At 71.1% G+C, this 19,700-nt stretch carries 14 protein-coding genes and 2 pseudogenes; 12 read left to right on the forward strand and 4 right to left on the reverse strand.

The annotated features are described in order from the left end of the window. Window positions 1-278 precede the first annotated feature (278 nt). Window positions 279-809, reverse strand: a complete 531-nt coding sequence (locus NGB36_RS31570) for a MarR family winged helix-turn-helix transcriptional regulator (protein ID WP_255924040.1) — start codon at window positions 807-809, stop codon at window positions 279-281. Between the two features lie 112 nt (window positions 810-921). Here NGB36_RS31570 and NGB36_RS31575 point away from each other — a divergent pair, with 112 nt between their 5' ends. Continuing rightward, window positions 922-2,229 carry an MFS transporter gene (locus NGB36_RS31575; protein ID WP_255924069.1) on the forward strand — a complete coding sequence of 436 codons (1,308 nt, stop codon included), beginning with the start codon at window positions 922-924 and terminating at the stop codon, window positions 2,227-2,229. Between the two features lie 46 nt (window positions 2,230-2,275). On the opposite strand, the gene NGB36_RS31580 is transcribed toward NGB36_RS31575, so the two are convergent. Both NGB36_RS31580 and NGB36_RS31585 read right to left on the reverse strand, forming a co-directional pair. After that, the gene (locus NGB36_RS31580; protein WP_255924041.1) at window positions 2,276-3,997 is read right to left on the reverse strand and encodes an ATP-binding SpoIIE family protein phosphatase; all 1,722 of its coding nucleotides are present in this window, start codon (window positions 3,995-3,997) and stop codon (window positions 2,276-2,278) included. A 227-nt stretch (window positions 3,998-4,224) separates the two neighbouring features. Then, entirely contained in the window at window positions 4,225-5,568 is a 1,344-nt protein-coding gene (locus NGB36_RS31585; RefSeq protein WP_255924042.1) for an NAD(P)/FAD-dependent oxidoreductase, read from the reverse strand. Between the two features lie 180 nt (window positions 5,569-5,748). Between NGB36_RS31585 and NGB36_RS31590 the strand changes: the two genes are divergently transcribed. Continuing rightward, window positions 5,749-6,561 (forward strand): TetR/AcrR family transcriptional regulator, encoded by an 813-nt coding sequence (locus NGB36_RS31590; protein WP_255924043.1) that lies wholly within the window; start codon window positions 5,749-5,751, stop codon window positions 6,559-6,561. 147 nt (window positions 6,562-6,708) lie between these two features. After that, on the forward strand, window positions 6,709-8,604 hold the full coding sequence (locus NGB36_RS31595; RefSeq protein WP_255924044.1) for a sigma-70 family RNA polymerase sigma factor: 1,896 nt from the start codon (window positions 6,709-6,711) through the stop codon (window positions 8,602-8,604). Here the strand turns inward: NGB36_RS31595 and NGB36_RS31600 are convergent. Further along, window positions 8,591-10,771: an asparagine synthase-related protein gene (locus tag NGB36_RS31600; RefSeq protein WP_255924045.1), complete on the reverse strand. Its 2,181-nt coding sequence runs from the start codon at window positions 10,769-10,771 to the stop codon at window positions 8,591-8,593. The two genes, NGB36_RS31595 and NGB36_RS31600, sit on opposite strands and share 14 nt — an antisense overlap. A gap of 896 nt (window positions 10,772-11,667) precedes the next feature. On the opposite strand from NGB36_RS31600, the gene NGB36_RS31605 reads away from it, so the two are divergent. The 9 genes and pseudogenes from NGB36_RS31605 to NGB36_RS31640 all read left to right on the forward strand — a co-directional run bounded on the left by NGB36_RS31605 (window position 11,668) and on the right by NGB36_RS31640 (window position 19,677). Further along, window positions 11,668-13,059, forward strand: coding sequence for an NsdA family TPR-like regulatory protein (locus NGB36_RS31605; protein ID WP_255924046.1), 1,392 nt, complete (start codon window positions 11,668-11,670; stop codon window positions 13,057-13,059). 97 nt (window positions 13,060-13,156) lie between these two features. Next, window positions 13,157-14,431, forward strand: a complete 1,275-nt coding sequence (gene lhgD / locus NGB36_RS31610; protein WP_255924047.1) for an L-2-hydroxyglutarate dehydrogenase — start codon at window positions 13,157-13,159, stop codon at window positions 14,429-14,431. Window positions 14,432-14,562: 131 nt separating this feature from the next. Next, window positions 14,563-15,288, forward strand: coding sequence for a tRNA (guanosine(46)-N7)-methyltransferase TrmB (gene trmB, locus NGB36_RS31615; protein WP_255924070.1), 726 nt, complete (start codon window positions 14,563-14,565; stop codon window positions 15,286-15,288). 90 nt (window positions 15,289-15,378) lie between these two features. Then, entirely contained in the window at window positions 15,379-16,809 is a 1,431-nt protein-coding gene (locus NGB36_RS31620) for a PrsW family glutamic-type intramembrane protease (RefSeq protein WP_255924048.1), read from the forward strand. An 18-nt stretch (window positions 16,810-16,827) separates the two neighbouring features. Next, the gene (locus tag NGB36_RS33555) at window positions 16,828-17,829 is read left to right on the forward strand and encodes an SEC-C metal-binding domain-containing protein (RefSeq protein WP_255924049.1); all 1,002 of its coding nucleotides are present in this window, start codon (window positions 16,828-16,830) and stop codon (window positions 17,827-17,829) included. An 11-nt stretch (window positions 17,830-17,840) separates the two neighbouring features. Then, on the forward strand, window positions 17,841-18,563 hold the full coding sequence (locus NGB36_RS34000; protein ID WP_372509577.1) for a YDG/SRA domain-containing protein: 723 nt from the start codon (window positions 17,841-17,843) through the stop codon (window positions 18,561-18,563). A 23-nt stretch (window positions 18,564-18,586) separates the two neighbouring features. Further along, window positions 18,587-19,063 (forward strand): annotated as a pseudogene (locus NGB36_RS31630) (DUF5753 domain-containing protein); the annotation flags it as partial. 50 nt (window positions 19,064-19,113) lie between these two features. Beyond that, a pseudogene (locus NGB36_RS31635) lies at window positions 19,114-19,275 on the forward strand (DUF397 domain-containing protein); the annotation flags it as partial. 102 nt (window positions 19,276-19,377) lie between these two features. Beyond that, on the forward strand, window positions 19,378-19,677 hold the full coding sequence (locus NGB36_RS31640) for a hypothetical protein (protein WP_255924051.1): 300 nt from the start codon (window positions 19,378-19,380) through the stop codon (window positions 19,675-19,677). Window positions 19,678-19,700: the final 23 nt, after the last annotated feature.

Here is a 19,700-nt window from a genome sequence, read left to right on the forward strand (position 1 = left end):
TCCCTTCGTTTCTCCAGCTTATCAGACCTTTTCAGGACCGATTCCCGCCGGCGGGGTTTGCCATTCGGGCCCTGCGGCCCTTGCGGCAAGTGAGACTTTAGCGGATCCTCTGCCGCCCGGTCTAATCGAGCGAATTTCGGCTCCTCATTCCGAAAACACGCGCGACAAGGCCGCGACGGCCAGTCGAAAGTGTTTCCGGAGTGGTCGCCCGCGGACCGACCGGAGTCGGCGCTCACGCCGGGCAACTCGGAGAACACTACGGATCGACCGCGAGTGTGTCAACTCCTGACAGGGTCGACCCGGTGGAGCACCCGGGCGAGCATCCCGCCCAGCCTCCCGAGCTCATCCGGCGTCAGGTCCTGGAGCAGCGCGGCCTCGAACCCCGCGGCCATGCGCATCGCTTCGAGCCACTTGCCGCGGCCCTCATCCGTCAGCTCGACGATCACCCGTACCCGGTTGCTCTCATCCCGCTCCCGGGTCACCAGTCCCTCGGCGACCATCCGGTCGATGCGGTGGGTCATCGCGGCCGGTGTCAGCCCGAGGCGCTTGGCCAGTTCGCCGGGTCCCAATCGGTACGGCTTGCCGACCATGACGAGCGCCTTGAGCACCTCCCACTCGGCGTTGCTGATGCCCAGGTCGGCGACCTGCCGTCCGTACGCCACGTTCATCCTGCGGTTCAGGCGTTGCAGCGCAGAGACGACCTTCTCGATCTGCGGGTCCACCTCCGGGAATTCGCGCTGGTAGATGGCGATCTGCTCGTCGAGATCGATCTCCGTGGGCAGGGGGGCCGACTCGTCCGCTGAGGTCATGCATCCGAGTATCGCATGGTAATCGTTCGCGCTTAAGTCTTCGGTCGTGTACAGTTTAGCTTCGAACTTTAGGATTCAAGTCTTAGGACTTGTACAACAAGGGTAGGTGAGTGTGACCAGGGCGATGGGCGCAGCGCTGCGCCGGATCCAGTTGGGCAACGCGCTGAGCGCGTTCGGCAATGGCTTCACGGTCCCGTTCCTGTTCGTCTACGTGGCGCAGGTGCGGGGCCTTGGTGCGGTTACGGCGGGTGTGGTGCTGTCGGTGTTCGCCGCCGCCGCGCTCGTGGTGCTGCCGTTCACCGGTCGGTGCATCGACCGGCGTGGCCCGCTGCCCGTTGTGATCGTTGCGTCCGTGGTCTCAGCCTGCGGGGCGCTCGGCTTCGGGCTCTCGACGACGGCTCCCACGGCCGTCGTTTTCTCCGCCGTGCTGGGCGCAGGCTTCGCGGTGATCCAGCCGGCGCTGGCCACGCTGATCGTGTGGTGCTCGTCGACGGCGACGCGTTCACGCGCGTTCGCCACGCAGTTCTTCCTGAACAACCTGGGGCTCGGCATCGGCGGCCTGTGCGGCGGGCTGCTGGTGGACACGGCGCGCCCCGCCTCGTTCACCCGGCTGTTCGTGATCGAGTCGGCGATGTTCCTCGCGCTGGCCGCGGTGGTGGCGACGGTGCGGCTGCCGCGCACCGCACATATCGCGGATGCAACCGCGGACGCACCAGCGGCCGAGGCGAAGGCCGGCGGCGGATGGGGCGCGCTGTTGCGCCACCGGTCGATGGTGCAGCTGTGCCTGCTCGGCGGTGTGATGTTCTTCGCGTGCTACGGGCAGTTCGAGTCGGGGCTCGCCGCGTTCGCCACCGAGGTCACGCACGTCCGGCCGGCGACGCTCGGTACCGCGCTCGCCGCGAACACGGCGGTCATCGTGGTCGCGCAGTTCCTGGTGCTGAAGCCGGTCGAGCGGCGGCGGCGCAGCCGGGTCATCGCGCTGGTCGGGCTGATCTGGACGGTGGCATGGCTGGCGGCCGGTGCGTCCGGCCTGATCCACGGACACCAGGCGTGGGCGACCGCGGCGATCATCTCGACGTATGCCCTGTTCGGGCTGGGTGAGGCGATGCTGTCGCCGACGGTGGCGCCGCTCGTCGCCGACCTGGCGCCGTCACGGATGGTCGGGCAGTACAACTCGGCGTTCGCTCTGGTGAAGCAGGTGGCGCTGGCGATCGGTCCGGCGGTCGGCGGCGCGCTGGCTGCCTCGGGGATGTACGGGCTGTACATCGGTTTGCTGATCGCGTGCTCGCTGGGGATCGCGGTGCTGGCGCTGCGGCTTGGGCGTGGGCTCAGCCCCGTGCAGGACTCGCCGCTGCGGGCGGTCCGGCAGGCTCCGGAGGCGCAGCACGGCGTGCAGCAGGAGGTCATGGCAGCCGCGTGAGCGACGCGGTGCATCGCGCGCAAGCCGCGCCTCAGCGCACGCCGGGTCACGGCAGGGCAAATTCGCACCACACCGTCTTGCCGCCGCCCAGCGTCCTGCGCGATCCCCATTTCGAGGCGACCGTCGCGATGATGGCGATGCCGCGGCCCGCCTCGTCCCCGGGTTCGGCTCGACGTCGCCGCGGCAGGTGGTCGTCGCCGTCGGTCACCTCGATGATCAGGCGCCGGTCGGTGCGGCGCAGCCTCAGGCGCATCGGGGGCGTGCCGTGCTGGAGCGAGTTGGCGACGAGTTCGCTCGCCGCCAGCACGCCCAGGTCGCGTAGTTCGGTGGGGAAGCGCCAGCTGGCCAGGACGCCAGAGGCGAAGGCGCGGGCGCGCGGTGCGGCTTCGACCCCGCCGAGCAGGTCGAGCGAGGCGTTGCGGAAGAGTTCGGCGTCCGGCCCGGTGCGGCTCGGGTGCTGCAGGACGAGCACGGCGACGTCGTCGTCGTGCTCGGCCGTGACGCCGAGCGCCCGCAGCAGGCGGTCGCAGATGACCTGCGGTGTGCCGGTCGCTCCGGCGAGCGCCTGTTCCAGCGCGGCCACGCCCTCGTCGATGTCCGATTCACGGCGTTCGACGAGGCCGTCGGTGTAGAGGACGGCGGTTGCCCCGGGTTCGAGTGACACGGAGCCGGAGGTGTGCAGCCAGCCGCCGGTGCCGAGCGGGGGTCCCGTGGGGCCTTCGGCACGCGCGATGGTGCCGTCGGGGTCGCGTACGAGGATGGGCAGATGGCCCGCGGAGGCGTAGCTGAGGCGGGCCTCGCTCGGGTCGTGGACGGCGTAGATGCAGGTGGCGATCTGGGTGGCGTCGATCTCGGCGGCGAGTCCGTCGAGCAGCTGGATGACCTCGTGCGGCGGCAGGTCGAGGCGGGCGTAGGCGCGTACGGCGGTGCGCAGTTGGCCCATCACGGCGGCGGCTCGCACACCGCGTCCCATCACGTCGCCGATGACGAGGGCGGTGCGTCCCGCGCCGAGGGTGATGACGTCGTACCAGTCGCCGCCGACGGCGGCGTCGGTGCCGCCGGGCTGGTATGTGGCGGCGACGCGCAGGTCGTCGGGTTGTTCCAGCTCCTGGGGAAGCAGGCTGCGCTGGAGGGTGACGGCGGCCTCGCGCTGGAGGCGTTCGCTGGTGCGCAGCCGTTCGGCGGCCTGGACCTGGTCGGTGACATCGGCGGCGAAGATCAGCACGCCGGCGGTCTCGTCGTCGCCGCCCTCGGTGACGCCCTTGAGCGGGGTGCAGGTGAAGGTGAAGTAGCCGTGCCTTCCGGCACCGGAGCCGGCTCCCGTCCAGGTGACCTTGCGGGCCTTGACGGTACGGGGTTTGGCGCTGCGGTGGACCTGGTCCATCAGCGGCAGCAGGCCGAGGCCGGCGAGTTCGGGCAGGGCGTTTCGTGCGGGCTCCCCCGGTTCGCGGGGGCCGAAGACCTCGGTGTAGGCGTCGTTGACGTATCCGACGCGGTGGTCCGGGCCGTAGGTGACGGCGATGAGGGCCGGGACCTGGCCGAGCACATCCTGGACGGAGAGCGCGGCGAGCTGTTCGGCGAGAGCCGACGGTCCGGGGCGCCCGCGTTCGCCGCGTGCGGCCGGAACAGCGCCGGGCCCGGTGCCTTCGCCGGCTCCGCCGGCGCCGGTATGCGCGGACGGCGGCTTGGCCGACTTGGCTGCCTTGTTCGCAGCGGCGATACGTCGCTGTGTTCCGGGGAGCCGGGCGCTCCAGCGCGTCAAGTTCACGGATCGATGCCTCGTGCTGTTGCTGTCGTACCGGATGGCTCGGCCGGGCCGGCTGGCGGGCGGAAGTGGGTGCTCGGTGGTGCTGATCGGTGTGGTGCTGATCGGTTCTGGAGGGAGCGTAGTGGGGCGGGGATGGCAGGCCCAGCCGGTCGTACGGTCCTACGCATCGGCTGTGCGAGCGCCTTTGCTCTCTACTCGCCCTGTGTGCGGGGCGTGCAGGATCCGTGCTACGCCTGCGGATTTCTGCCCGTTCCGGCGGCGAACTCGAATTCGGCGCGCGGGTTCTCCAGCGATCCGAGGGCGACGATCTCCCGTTTGAAGAGCGCGGCGAGCGTCCAGTCGGCGACGACGCGTGCCTTGCGGTTGATGGTCGGGACACGGCTGAGGTGGTAGGCGCGGTGCATGAGCCAGGCAGAGTATCCCTTGAGTCTGCGCCCGTACAGGTGGGCGACGCCCTTGTGGAGGCCGAGCGAGGCGACCGACCCGGCGGAGGCGTGCCGGTACTCCTTGATCTCACTGCCGCGCAGCGAGGCGACGACGTTGTCCGCGAGGACTTTGGCCTGGCGGACGGCGTGCTGGGCGTTGGGCGCGCACTCGGGGCCGGAGGCCGCGCCGGCGGTGATGTCGGGCACGGAGGCGGCGTCCCCTGCCGTCCATGCGTCGTCGGTGCCGTCGATGCGCAGGGTCGCGGTGGCGCGCAGGCGTCCGCGGTCGGTGCGCGGCAGGTCGGAGGCTTCCACGATCGGGTGAGGTTTGACCCCCGCGGTCCACACGAGCGTGCGAGTGGGGAAACGGGCGCCGTCGCTGAGCACGGCGACGCGGTTCTCGCACGATTCCAGCCGGGTCCCGAGTCGTACGTCGATGTTGCGGCCGCGAAGTTCGCGCACGGTGTAGCGGCCGAGTTCCTCGCCGACCTCGGGCAGGATGCGGTCGCTGGCCTCGACGAGGACCCAGCGCATGTCGTCCGGCGTGACGTTGTGGTAGTGGCGGACGGCGTAGCGCGCCATGTCCTCGAGTTCACCGAGTGCCTCGACCCCCGCGAAGCCGCCGCCGACGAAGACGAAGGTCAACGCGGCGTCACGGACGTCCACATCGCGGGTGGAGGAGGCGATGTCGAGCTGTTCGAGCACGTGGTTGCGCAGGCCGACCGCTTCTTCGACGGTCTTGAAGCCGATGCCCGCCTCGGCAAGACCTGGGACGGGGAGGGTTCGGGAGACGGATCCTGGGGCGAGGATCAGCACGTCGTAGGCGATGTCCAGCTCGCCGCGGCCCTCGTGCTCGGTGGCGAGTGTGGTGACGACGGCGGTCTTCTTGGCGTGATCGATGCGTCGCGCCTCGCCGACGAGGACGGTGCACTTGGGCAGCACGCGGCGCAGCGGCACGACGACGTGCGCCGGGGCGATCGAGCCGGCCGCCGTCTCGGGGAGAAACGGCTGGTATGTCATATAGGGATCCGGCGAAATCACGACGATTTCCGCCTCGTCCCGGCTCAGCTTCCGTTGCAGGCGCAGGGCTGCGTACATGCCGACGTAACCACCGCCGACCACCAGAATCCGTGCGGGCTCCTTCACCCTCCCATGAGGCACCGACAACCGGATGTTTGTCCACAGGGAGGTTCGAGCCGCCGTGATATCAGCCCCTGGCGCGGTGGGCCCTCTTCTTTCTTGACCTGTCCTCAACTATGTTCATATGCCGTCATGTGGGGCGGGGAGTCTCCGGGGGGGAGACGCGATTTTCCGGGGGATACGCGTATGCACATTCAAGAGCCGCAGTGGGCGATGCCGACAGGTTCGGCTTCAGCAGCGGGCGGGGACGACGGCGGTACGGGCGCGGGCGGGGACGACGGCGGTACGGGCGCGGGCGGCGTGGGCGCGGGGCACATGCGGCATTCGCCGCTCCGCGTCGACGCCCAGCGCAATCTGGAGCATGTGCTGCGGGCGGCGCGTGAGGTGTTCGGCGAACTGGGATACGGGGCGCCGATGGAGGACGTGGCGCGCCGCGCGCGGGTCGGGGTGGGCACCGTCTACCGGCGCTTTCCCAGCAAGGACGTTCTCGTGCGGCGGATCGCCGAGGAGGAGACGGCCCGGCTGACCGAGCAGGCGCGCACGGCCCTGGGTCAGGAGGACGAACCGTGGGCGGCGTTGTCGCGGTTTCTGCGGACCTCGGTGGCGTCGGGCGCGGGGCGGCTGCTGCCGCCGCAGGTGTTGCACGTCGTCAGTGAGCCGGAGTCATCGCGGCCTGGTGAGGACGGCGGGGAGCCGGAGCCACGCGTTCCGCAGCAGCGTGAGCCGCGCGCGGAGCTGAACGTACACGGGGACGATGCGGGCGATCCGGATGCCCCGGGCGAGGGCGCCGGGGTGTCGGCGCTGCTGTCGGTGGTCGGCCAGTTGGTGGAGCGGGCACGTGCGGCCGGTGAGCTGCGGTCGGACGTGAGCGTCGCGGATGTGCTGCTGGTGATAGCCACCTCGGCGCCGTCGTTGCCGGATCCCGCGCAGCATGCGGCGGCTTCGGCGCGGCTGCTGGAGATCCTGCTCGAAGGGCTGCGCTCGCGCAGCAGGCCCTAGTGCGCCCCGAACGGGTGACGTTCGGGGGCGCGGAGCGCGAAGTCCGCACGGACGAGTGGTTCCTGTTACTCGGCGTATCAGTGCGACCGGAAATGTGCGACTCTTTGGCGGTGGCTCGATGCATCACTGTCTTCGGGGGCTTCCGCGATGGGCGTTGACGACGGCCGGAACGACTCGCGCAAACAGAGAATCCCCGGGCAGGCCACCGGGCCCGCCGCCGAGACCGAGTCCGACACCGTGCCCGAGACGGCGGCCGACGTTGCGGCGCAGCCTGCTGCCGCGCCGGGCCCGTCCGGGCACGAGGCCGCGCGTCAGTCTGCGGGCGAGAATGTGCCGCCGCAGCGCGAACACCCGGGGAACGCCGACACCGCGCAGCCGGATGCCGACCTGGTGGCCCGGGTCCGCGGCGGCGACGACAGCGCCTACGAGGAGCTGTACCGGCGGCACGCCGACGCCGTGCGCCGCTATGCGCGCACCTGCTGCCGTGACGCGCACACCGCCGAGGACCTGACGGGCGAGGTGTTCGCCCGTACGTTGCACGCCGTACGCGGCGGCAGCGGGCCGGACTCCGCGGTGCGCGCCTATCTGCTCACCACCGTGCGGCGGGTCGCCGCATCCTGGGCGAACACCGCGAAGCGGGAGCAACTGGTAGAGGACTTTGCGGTGTTCGCGGTTTCGGCCACCGGCTCGACGGCCAACGAGGACACGCTCGACCTCGGCGCCGACGTCCGCGCGATGCACCAGGCCGAGCAGTCCCTCGCCATCAAGGCCTTCCGCACGCTGCCCGAGCGGTGGCAGGCGGTGCTGTGGCACACCGCCGTCGAGGAGGAGTCCCCGAGCCAGATCGCGCCGCTGCTCGGCCTGACCGCCAATGCCACGGCGGTGCTGGCGCACCGGGCGCGCGAAGGATTGCGCCAGGCGTATCTGCAGGCGCACGTGAACGTGGCGCTCACGACGTCGAAGTCCGAATGCGCCCAGTACGCCGACCGGCTCGGTGCGCACGCCCGCGGCAGTCTGCGGTTGCGTGCCGACCGGGAGTTGCGCGGCCATCTGCAGGAGTGCTCCAAGTGCAGGGCGGCGGCGGTGGAGCTCGCCGACGTCAACGCGTGCCTGAAGGGGCTGCTTCCGGTGGCCACCGTCGGGTGGTTTGCCGCCGCGTACGCCGCAAAGGTTGCCGGAGTCGCTGCCGCCGGCGCCGCGGGTGCGGCAGGAGCCGGTGCGGCCGCCGCTGCCGCGTCAGGGTCCGGATCGGGCAGCGCCGTCGGCGGCGCGGCCGGAGCCGCGGCCTCCGAGGGCGCCAGTCTGCCCGCGAAGATCGGCATCGCGGCGGGAGTGGTGGTGGCCGCGGCCGGTGTCGCGCTCGCCGCCACGCTGCTCGGCAACCACTCACCCGCGCCGAAGCCGCAGGCCAAGCCGCCCGCGGCGCCACGCCCCATCGTCCAGGTGTCGAACCCGGCCCCCAGGCCGAGACCGACGCCCACCCCCACTGCGGCACCGACGGCGCCCGCCGCGGCGCCCACACACGCACCGCCGCCGCCGACGCCGAGCGCCGCACCGACGCCGTCCCGCAAGCCCACCCCGGCTCCGACGCCCACCGCGCCCCCGCCGGCCACCGTCTATCGGGTCAACCAGCTGCAGTGGAGCGTCCTCAGCAACGGCAACGCGCCCACGGTGGACGAAACGCAGAGCAGTTGGATGTGGCAGCGCAACGGCATGACCATCGACGGCCGGTCCTACGCCGCCGGCGTCACCGTGGGCGCCCCCTCGTCCGTCCTCATCGACCTCAACCGCACCTGCACCTCGTACGACGCGATGGCCGGGGTCGATGACATGGCGATGGGACTGGGCACGGTCCGCTTCCTCGTCTACGGGGACGGGACGCTGCTGTACGAGTCGGGTGCCGTGCAGAGCGGCGACCCTGCCGTACCGGTGCACGCCGGCCTCACCGGGCACAGGACGCTGCGGCTCGTCGTCGAGCCGACCGACCCGCTGCAGCTCGCGAACGTCGCGGACTGGGCAGATTCGCGCATCACCTGCCAGTAGATCCGGGCAACGGGCGTGCCGGAGGCGTGAACACCTCGCGTGCGCCGGGGCGGTGCCCCAGCCGCAGTGGCGCCTGCGGCGCCTCGGCACCGCTCCAGCACGAGCCGCGCCGTGCCAGCAGCCTGCGCAGCCACAGCTCTGTCGAGACCAACTCCGCGAGCCCGTCGAGCGGAAGCGCCTCTCCCCGCGCAGCCGCGCTCAGCGCGCCCCGCACCACCCGGGCCTCCACCAGGCCCGCATCCGCCAGCAGTGGTGCCGCGAACAGGTCCTGCAGGTCGTCGTGGGAGGAGCGCAACCCGGCCCGTACCGCGGAGGCGGACGACGCGTGCGTCGTCGCGCCCCATCCGGGCGGCAAATCGCGGATGCCGGTCGCGGCGAGCACGGAGCGCAGCACCGCCGCGCGCGCCCCCGGGCGCACGCGGAGCGCTTCCGGGAGCCCCTGGCAGGCGCGTACGACCTGGTTGTCGAGGAACGGCGCGTGCAGCCGCTGGCTGCGCACCTCCACCGCCTGTTCGTAGATCCGGTGATCGGCGGCGGCGCGCGCGAGCGCCGCCCGTGCCCGGCGTTCGCCAGGGCGTCCGACCGACCCCGGACGCGCCGCCGCGTCCTGCAGGCGAACCGATACTTCAGCCAGTGCCTCCCCGGTCAGCCAGCGCGCCGCGGGGCCCGGCCGGCACCACGTCAGCGCCGCGAGCGATGCCTGCAGGCCGCTCTCCCCCGCGTCGTCGAAGCGCCGTTCGAGCAGCCGTCCCGCCACGTCCTCCACACCCTGTTGATACGGCGTGCGCGCCAGCCGCCGTGCCGCCCGGTAGACCGTCAGCGGTACCAGGACAGAGCGCGCCGAGACCCCTTCGGCCTGCGCCAACGCCGTGGCGGGGCGCAGCAGATGGCGTCGCCGCCGGTCGAGGAGGAGATCGGCGAGACGGGCCGGATGGGCGTCGAGGACGTGCCGCGCACCCAACCCGACGAGGTGGTCGGCGCCGCCGGCCGCCAGCCTGCGCCGGTGGCGCTCGGCCACCACGAGGGACGGTCCCGGCTCGTCGGTGAGCGGCGTGCTGTCCATCAGGCCTGCATAGGGCAGCGCTTCGGCGCCGCCGGGGACGACGACGTGGTGCAGACGCGGGTTGTCCGCCATGCGCCGAGCCCGCTCGAGTTCGGCCTCTCGCCCCGGTTCCGTGCCGGACGCCAGGTCGTTGAAGGTGACGGCCCGCAATCGCTGTCCCGCCTCCGAGCCGTGGCCGAGCAGCGTCCCCGGCATGCCGGGCAGCCCGGCGGCGAGCAGCGCGAGCGTGGCCGACGCGCTGCCTCCGGACAGGTCGGCCCCGACCCCGGGGGTGGGCGCGTCGCCCGGGTCGGGCACGTAGCGGGGTTGCGCGAGGCGCGTCCGTACGGCGGCGACGAGCGCCTCGCGTACGCCTGCGACGGCCTGTTCGGCGTCGGCGGTGGAAGGGGAGGGGGAGGCGCCGACGGCAAGCGATGCGGTCGGCTCGTAGCCGGTGATCTCGGGGACGCCTTCACGCAGGATCAGCGCATGGCCGGGCGGCAGCCGTCGTACGCCCTGGTAGGGGGTACCGGTGCCGAGTGCCTCCGGTGAGTCGGGGCAGGCGAGGCCGGCCGCGAGGTGGGTGACGTCGAGAGCCGCCTCGATGAGGTCGGCGAGCGGGAGGGCGGCGGTGGCATACGCGGTGCCGTCGGCCCAGGGGGCGTGGAAGACGGGCCGGGCGCCCGCCAAGTCGCCCAGTACGGTGATGCGCCGGCCGATCTGCAGGACGGCGGTGTAGCTGCCGGGCCACGTGGTCAGGTGGCGCAACGCCCCGCCGCGCGCGGCGAAGAGACCGACGCGCAGCGCGTCGTCGGTGGCGTGGCAGCGGCCGAGGACGGCGAGGCGGGCCGTGCCCGGACCCGCGCCGCGGCTCTCGCGTCGTGCGCGATGATCGATCGGCGTGCTGCCCGTACTGCCCATACTGCCGTTGCGATACGGGTAGTTGGAGCCCCGGCGCACCGGGTCGGCCTCGATCACCCGCACCTCGTCGGGCCGCCAGTCGCCGACCGCCCAGAGCGGATCCGGGTCGCCCCACAGCAGTTGGCCGCCCACAGGCACAACCGTTGGGCCCTGTACGGCGGATGCTCCCCCGACGGCGCTGCTCCACCCCACCAACCACCGCATCGCAGCCTCCACCGGCTGTGGACAACTGGCCTGGCGGCACAAACAGCTGCCGCTCCGTGTGAGGAACATGCTGCCACGGAGCGGGGCGCGTGGGGTCTGACGACCCGGCGCGCGATGGCTGCCGGGTCGCAACCCTGGTTGTTGGGTGAGCCGGTATGAAGTTATTTGCCCCCTATAGCCGTTATATTCGGTTGCTGAGCGCGGTTGGCTGCCCGGCCGGGCCTCCCCCTCCTCAGGTCCGGAACAGGCAGCCTCAAACCGACGACTTCACGCCAATCTGGCGCGTCGGCCACCGGCCCAATACCGCGGTCCGAGAGGCGTCGGCACGCCTCCCGGACCGGTTCCGCCGCCCGCGGGGAATGAGGCGGCGGCGTCCCCTGGCCCGCCGCCGAGTGTCCGAAGCCGCAGTTCCGGCAGCAGGCCGACCCACGCGTCCATGCAACCTCCCGTACCCGATCGCGCACAGAGCGCACGGACGGGCGCACAGCCACACGCACCAGGAGCACGTACGCCAGTGCGCATCATTCAGGAATCAAACGGGCACCAAACGCGCGTCGAACCCGCCGTGACCGGGCATCGATCAGGAGTCGGCAGCGTGCCCGGGACGCGCCGACAGGTCACTTACAGGACACCGGGCAGGGGCAGGATCTCGCCATCCAAGACAGGCCTCTTAACGGTCGGGATCCGGCGAACTACGCTGGGTGTAACCCGAGGAGCGGACGTCCCGACGGCTCGGGGCCCGGCGCATGCCCAGCGGATGCCGCAGCGACATCAGCCGCTGGCGCGGCGGGCCACGACCGGCATCGGTGGCGGGCACCGGCAGACCGTCGCAACCCGGCGGCACGGCTGGTCCCGGCCCGCATGCACGGGGGCGGCAAGCGCGACGAGGAGTGCGCATGACTAGGGAACACCGCGGGCCCAACGAGAAGCTCGGCACCATGCTCTCCCTGGCCGGCATCAGCAACGCCGGGCTCGCCCGCAGGGTCAACGACCTCGGAGCACAACGGGGTTTGACACTCCGCTACGACAAGACCTCGGTGGCCCGCTGGGTCGCCAAGGGGATGGTGCCGCAGGGCGCCGCCCCGCACCTGATCGCGGCGGCCATCGGCAGCAAGCTGGGCCGCCCAGTCCCGCTGCACGAGATCGGCCTCGCGGACGCCGACCCCGCCCCCGAGGTCGGGCTCGCCTTCCCCCGCGACGTCGGCGAGGCCGTGAAGTCGGCCACCGACCTGTGGCGCCTCGACCTCGCCGGCCGACGGGACTTCCTCACCGGCTCGTTCGCTGTGACGGCCTACGCCACGCCCGCCTCGCGCTGGCTGATCACGCCGGCCGACGGTTCCGTGGCGCGCGAACTCACCGACAGCGGCAGCATCAAGGTCGGCCACAGCGACGTCGCCAAGCTGCGCGAGGCGGCGGACGACGCGCGGCGCTGGGACTCCAAGTACGGTGGCGGGGACTGGCGTTCCGGCATGGTCCCGGAGTGCCTGCGCGTCGAGGCGGCGCCGCTGCTCCTCGGCTCGTACAGCGACGACGTCGGGCGCGCACTGTTCGGCGCCACCGCCGAACTGACGCGCCTCGCCGGCTGGATGGCGTTCGACACCGGCCAGCAGGAGGCCGCGCAGCGCTACTACATCCAGGCGCTGCGGCTCGCGCGGGCCGCCGCCGACGTCCCGCTCGGCGGCTACGTGCTCGCCTCGATGAGCCTGCAAGCCATCTACCGCGGCTTCGCCGACGAGGGCGTGGACCTTGCCCAGGCCGCGATCGAACGCAACCGCGGCCTGGCGACCGCTCGCACCATGAGCTTCTTCCACCTCGTGGAGGCGCGCGCGCACGCCAAGGGCGGCGAGCAGGGGGCGTGCGGTGCGTCGCTCTCGGCGGCGGACAGCTGGCTCGAACGCGCCCGCGACGGCGACCCCGATCCGTCGTGGCTCGGCTTCTACTCCTACGACCGGCTCGCCGCGGACGCCGCAGAGTGCTACAGCGACCTGCGCGTGCCCCGGCAGGTGCGTCGCTTCACCGAGACGGCGCTCTCCCACCCGACGGAGGACTTCGTCCGCTCGCACGGCCTGCGCCTGGTCGTCTCGGCCGTCGCGGAGCTCGAATCGGGCAACCTGGATGCGGCGTGCGAGGCGGGCACCCGGGCCGTCGAGGTCGCCGGCCGCATCTCGTCGGCCCGGACGACGCAGTACGTGCGGGATCTGCTGCACAGGCTGGAGCCGTACGGGGACGAGCCGCGCGTCGCGGAGCTTCGGGAGCGCGCGCGCCCGCTGCTTGCTGCCCCCGCGTGACCGGTCCGATCACCGAACGCCGTCACCTCAGCGGAGCGAAACCGCGTTTGCGCGGACTGTCAGCGGGCCAGGTCATGATGGTAAGCACCAGAAGGAGGTGCCCGACGCCATGGCCCGCGCCCGCGCAGCCGCCGCACGCACTGCGGATCGATCCGCGCACGCCGGTCACACCGGCCGCGCCGATCACGACGTCGTCGTGATCGGCGCCGGCATCGTCGGCCTGTCCACGGCGTACGCCATCACCCGCGCCTCACCCCGCACCCGCGTCACCGTCCTCGAGAAGGAAACCGCCCCGGCCCGTCATCAGACCGGCCGCAACAGCGGGGTGATCCACAGCGGCATCTATTACCATCCCGGTTCGCTCAAGGCCCGCTACGCCGTGCAGGGCGCCGCGGAGATGGTGAAGTTCTGCACCGAGCACGACATCCCGCACGAGGTCACCGGCAAGCTGATCGTCGCCACCGAGCGCGAGGAGCTGCCGCGTTTGCACTCCCTCGTCCAGCGCGGCCGTGAGAACGGCATCCCGGTACGTGAGCTGGTCCCGTCCCAGATCGCGGAATACGAGCCGCACGTGCGCGGCATCGCGGCCATCCACGTCGGCACCACGGGAATCTGCGACTTCGCTGCCGTCGCACGGACCTTGGCCCGCCTCGCCGAGGACGCGGGCGCGACCATCCGCTACGGCTCCCGCGTCCGCGCGATCACCCGCACCGCCGAAGGCGTGATCATCTCCACCGACGGCGCCGAACTCCGCACCAGAGCCGTCGTGAACTGCGCCGGCCTGCACTGCGACCGCATCGCCCGCCTCGCGGGCGACGACCCGGGCATGCGGATCATCCCCTTCCGTGGCGAGTTCTACGAGCTCGTCCCCTCCCGCCACGAGCTCGTGCACGGCCTGGTCTACCCCGTCCCGGACCCGGCGTTCCCGTTCCTCGGCGTGCACCTGACCCGTGGCGTGGACGGCGGCGTCCACATCGGCCCCAACGCCGTCCCCGCCCTCGCCCGGGAGGGCTACCGCCGACGCGACCTGCGCCCGCGCGATCTCGCCGACACGGCCGCCTTCCCCGGCACCTGGCGGATAGCCCGCCGCCACTGGAAGTACGAGATCGACGAGATCCGCCGGTCCCTGTCGAAGCGCGCCTTCACGCAGGCCGTCCAGCGCCTGCTCCCCGACGTCCGGGCGGAGGACCTGATACCCGCCCCGTCAGGCGTCCGCGCCCAGGCTGTGCTCGCCGACGGTACGCTCGTCGACGACTTCCTGCTCGCCGGGAAGCCGCCCTTCGTCCACGTCCTCAACGCCCCGTCCCCGGCCGCGACGGCCTCGCTGCCGATCGGCCGCGAGATCGCCCGCCGGACGCTGGAGGCACTGTGACGCCGTAAGGGGCGGAAGGGCCCGGAGGGCCTCGGACGGCTCCGGCGCCGCGGCTCCCGGCACGCGCCAGCCGCGCCGTAGAATGGGGCGTTGTGTCCACTCCCCAGACCAGCGTGCCACCCAAGACGCCGATGTTCCCGCAGGGCCCGGCGGCGGACCCGGCCGGCTCGCACGGCGAGCTCCGGATCCGTACGTTTCACCCGCGCCGTGGCAGGGTGACGGCAGCACAGGCCGACGCGATCAACCGACTGTGGCCGCGGTGGGGCGTGGACATCGACGGCCGCCCGCTCGACCTGGCCGCCCTCTTCCACAGCAACACCAGCGGCACGCCGCTGCCCGTCGTCGTGGAGATTGGCTTCGGCATGGGCGACGCCACCGCCCGTATGGCCGCCGACGACCCCGCCACCGGCATCCTCGCCGTCGACGTGCACACCCCCGGCCAGGGCAACCTGCTCCATCTCGCAGAGCGGAACGGCCTGTCCAACATCCGAGTCGCCAACGGCGACGCCGTCATCCTCTTCCGCGACATGCTGCCCCCGGCCTGCCTCGCAGGCCTGCGCGTCTACTTCCCCGACCCCTGGCCCAAGGCCCGCCACCACAAGCGCCGGCTCATCCAGCCCGACTTCATCCGCCTCGCCGTCTCGCGCCTCGCCTCCGGCGCCGTCGTCCACTGCGCCACCGACTGGGAGCCGTACGCCGAGCAGATGCTCGAGGTGCTGAGCGCAGAACCGGAGCTGATCAACCAGTACGACGACGGCTACGCACCCCGCCCCGACTTCCGCCCCATGACCAAGTTCGAGCGGCAGGGCATCGACAAGGGCCATGTCGTCCGCGACCTCATCTTCACCCGCAGGTAACAGGTAAAGCGGCGCTGACCTCCCCAAATCCGCATACCGGCCGCTGACTCACCGTCGCGCACACCACCCCCGCGGCCTTAGGCTCAACGAGTGACCTCGTACCCGCATTCGCCCGGCCCCACGGGCCCCGCAGGCCCCAACCCTGCCGGGCCGAACTGGTACGGCACTCCCGGCGCCGCCGGCGCCCCCGCCCCGGTCCACGGTCTCGGCGGAACCCACCCCGTACCGCACTACGCGCACCAGCCGCAGTTCTCGCTCCCCCACCGCTGGCGCTACAAACCACGCCGCGCCGCCTTCTGGGAGAGCAAGGCGCTGCGCGCCGGCGCGCTGATCACCGTGCTCGCCCTCTGCGGCCTGGCCATCCTCGCGATCGTCCGCCAGCAGACCGGCACCGAGGGCTTCCTCGTCGGCCTCGCCCTCGCCGTCCTGCCCGTACCGCTGCTCGTCTGCACGTTCCTGTGGATCGACCGCGTCGAGCCGCAGCCGTGGCGGAACCTCGTCTTCGCCTTCGCCTGGGGCGCATGCGCCGCCACCCTGATTGCGATCTTCGCCAACAGCTTCGCGACGCACATCCTGGCGACGACGTTCACCGCGACCCCGTCCCAGGCCAACTCCTGGGGTGCTACCTTCGCCGCCCCGCCCGTCGAGGAGACGTGCAAGGGAACCGCAGTTCTGCTGCTCTTCCTCTTCCGCAGACGTGACTTCACGGGCATCGTCGACGGTGTCGTGGTCGCGGGCATCACGGCGACCGGCTTCGCGTTCACCGAGAACATCCTGTACCTCGGCTCGGCCTTCGGCGAGGACCAGCAGCTCGGGTCGCACGGGCTGCCGTCCACCACCATCGCAACGTTCTTCATCCGCGTGATCATGTCCCCCTTCGCGCACCCGCTGTTCACCTCGATGACCGGCATCGGCTTCGGCATATCCGCGATGAGCCGGCGCGGCCACGTACGCCGCTGGCTGGCGCCGATCGGCGGCTGGTGCCTGGCGATGACGATGCACGGCATATGGAACGGGTCGTCGTCGCTCGGCGCGCTCGGCTTCATCGCCGTCTACGTCGCCTTCATGTGCCCGGTCTTCGGTCTGCTCGTTTGGCTCGCCATCCGGTCACGTTCCAACGAACTCAAGACCATCCGCGCCCAACTGCCCGTCTACGCGATGGCCGGCTGGCTCAACCCCCTCGAACCGCTCGCCCTCTCCTCCATGCGCGCCCGCAAACTCGCCCGCGACCTCGCCCGCCGCGCCCGCGGTGCCGCCGACGCCCGCACGGTGCGCGAGTACCAGGCCTTCGCAACCTCGCTCGCCTTCCTGCGCGCCCGCGCCGCGCGCGGCGCCGCCGGCTCCGACTTCACCATCCGTGAGCAGGAGCTCCTCCACCACCTCTGGCAGCGCAAGGCCCTTGCGCAACCCGTCCTCGTCCAGGCCGCCTACGCGATCAGACCGCCCATGCCCCCGCAGTGGCCGGGCCCGTACGCCCCTCCGCCGCAGCAGCAGCCGCCCTACGGCCCGTACAGGCCTTAGATCCAGTAATGTCCGTATGTGTCCAAGAAGCACCGCCCTTCCCCCTCACCGCCTGACCCGCACGCCTCAGCCGTCCAGGCGGAAGACCGTGCCCGGACTCACCCCGAGGACGACGAGGAGCTCCTCATCGAGGCGGCAGGCGAGTGGGAAGCGGCCGGAGCCCCCGACCAGGCTCTCGCGATCTGCGACCGGCTCCTCTCGCGCAGCTGCGCCAACGCACCGCTGGTCGAGGCCCTCCGCATCGGCATCCTCTGGGACACGGGCCGCGAGACCGAGGCCCGCGAGGCCGCCGAACGCCTCCGCGCCACTCACCCGCACAACGCCGAGACGTGGCACGCCGTCGCCGAGGTCTTCGAGGCCGGAGGCGATCTGCCCACCGCCGCCCAGTGGTTCACGGCCGGCATCACCCACGTCCTGGGCGCCTCTCCTTACCCCGACGCGGTCCGCCGAGCCGGCGCCGACGCGGAAGACCTCTTCATCGGCCGCCACCGCGTCCGCCGCCGCCTAGGCCTCCCCCACGACGACTGGGACGCGATCGCCGACACGCTGCACCCGGCCCCGCTCGAAGAGTCCGCCACCCCGACACCACCCCCCGCCGACCTCGCGGCGAGGATCGCGGCCCTCCACACCCACCAGCCAGTGATGATCCCGTACTGGCCGGAGCCCGAATTCACCGAACTCCTCCGCCGCCACCCCGACTTGGCAGGCGTGCTCGGCACGGACCACGCGACTCACCGCCACAGGGTCGAACTTCGCCTCCGCGCCCTCCACGCGGAGAGCACGTCACCGCTCGGGGTGACCTCGACGACAGCGTCGGCTTACGAGTCGTTCATGGCGACGCGCCCCGACGCCTCACCGGACGCCTTCAACCCCGACCCCGACATCGCGCGCGCCGTCCCCTGGCCCCCACACCGCAATGAACCGTGCTGGTGCGGTTCGGGCCTCAAGTACAAGAAATGCTGCGGCGACCTACCCAACGCCCCCCTAAAGTGTGAACCTAGCCTGCACGTTGACGACTGAGGGGTGGCGGCGTGGCTGATCTCGATGACTTCGACGGCTTCGGGCAACCGCCAGATGTGCACGTAGGGCAAGAGTTCAAGAACCGCAGGGCCCTCTACGAGGCCAAGGTTCATCGCCAAACTCAAGGAGGCATCTGCGGTACAGCTGCCAAGGGAGCGGAGTCAATCGTCGTCTCCGGAGGATACGAGGATGACGCCGACTTCGGCAGCGAAATAATCTATACGGGCCAAGGCGCACGCAGCGACTCAGGAAAACAGATCGACCACCAATATCTAAAATTGGGTAACGCTGCTCTCGTAACAAGCATATCGAGCGGTAGACCAGTGAGAGTCATACGGGGGCGCGGTGGCGATCCTGCATACTCACCCAAGCAAGGGCTGCGCTACGACGGCTTGTATCGCGTAGAAGAGTTCTGGTCTACTATCGGAAAGTCCGGTTTTCGAGTATACCTCTTCCGACTACGCGAACTAACCGAACTCAAAAGCGATGTGAATGCGGCAACCGTAATCTCCAAGACAGCCCCCTCAGGCAATCCCTCACCTCGCAGAAATCAAGTGACGACGCAACGTATCGTCCGGAGCACTAAGGTCGCAGATCACGTCAAAAGGCTCCACGACTACACCTGCCAAGTGTGCGGGATCCGGCTCTCCACTCCTACAGGCGCATACGCCGAAGCAGCGCACATACAAGGCCTCGGGAGCCCGCATAACGGTTTCTGGGCCGCTTCTACGTAGGCGAACTCGCAGCAGACCGCCCAACGCGCAGGTACATCGAGGCGGTCCAGCACGCTTCCGAGATGCGGCTGTCGCCCACGGAGATTGAACGCCTGGTTGAACTCCGTCTCAGGCGGCAGGAGATCATCAACCGCCCCAAGCCACCACACATTTGGGCCGTTCTGGACGAGTCGGTGATCCGCCGTGTCGTCGGCGATCGCGACATCATGCGTGAGCAACTGGCCCACCTCTTGCGCGCCAACGACACGCCCAACGTCACGCTGCAGGTCCTTCCGTTCGAAAAGGGTGCTCACTCGGCAGCGATGGGGAGCTTCGTGATCCTCGGCGGTGCGGAGCCCTCGCTCGATGTCGTATACGTCGACATCCGTACGGGATCGCTCTTCATGGAGAAGGACGAAGAGCTCAACCGATACAGACTCGCGTTCGACTGCCTCCGTGCTCAAGCATTGGACATGTCAGCCTCGTCGGCCTTGATCGAACGCGTTCGCAAGGAGCTGTGATGCAGGAAGTACCCATATCGGGCACGGACGGTGCCTGATTCAAGTCGTCGTACAGCGGCGCCGGGAACACCGAGTGCGTGGAAGCCGCGTTCCTACCCGACGGGACCGCCGTCCGCGACTCCAAACACCCCGGCGGCCCCATACTCCGCTTCCCCGACCGCGCGTGGGCTGCCTTCGTGCATGCCGTCCGTCGTGGGGAATCGTTGCGCTGAGAGACGTACGCAACGGCCACCCCACGCGTCCGTGCGGGACCGGCGGAGATAGCCTCTGCACAGGAAATTCCTAAGGTGTTCTCTCGGTGGAGGTGGCAGCGGATGGCCAGGATTCCCGCTTCTGTGGTAGCTGCGGGCGGGCTCGTCGGAGGGTACGCGGTGGCGCGGTGGACGCGGAAGCGGCCGCTCGGCGGTGTTGCGCTCGCCGCGGCGGGGACGCTTGCCGCGCGGGAGTGGAACCGGGCCGCCGGGGCGAAGACGGCTGCCGCGCTGACCGGGCTGTACGTGGCCGGGTTCGCCGGGGCGCATCCGCTGGCGCGGAAGGTGGGGGCGTGGCCGGCCGTGGGTGCCGTGGCGGGGGCCGTCGGGCTCGCGTCGGTGATCGCGACCCGGCAGCGGTAGGCAAAAAGGCAAAAGGGCGGCGG

It is taken from the genome of Streptomyces humicola, from assembly GCF_024436035.1.
Classification (GTDB): Bacteria; Actinomycetota; Actinomycetes; order Streptomycetales; family Streptomycetaceae; genus Streptantibioticus_B; species Streptantibioticus_B humicola.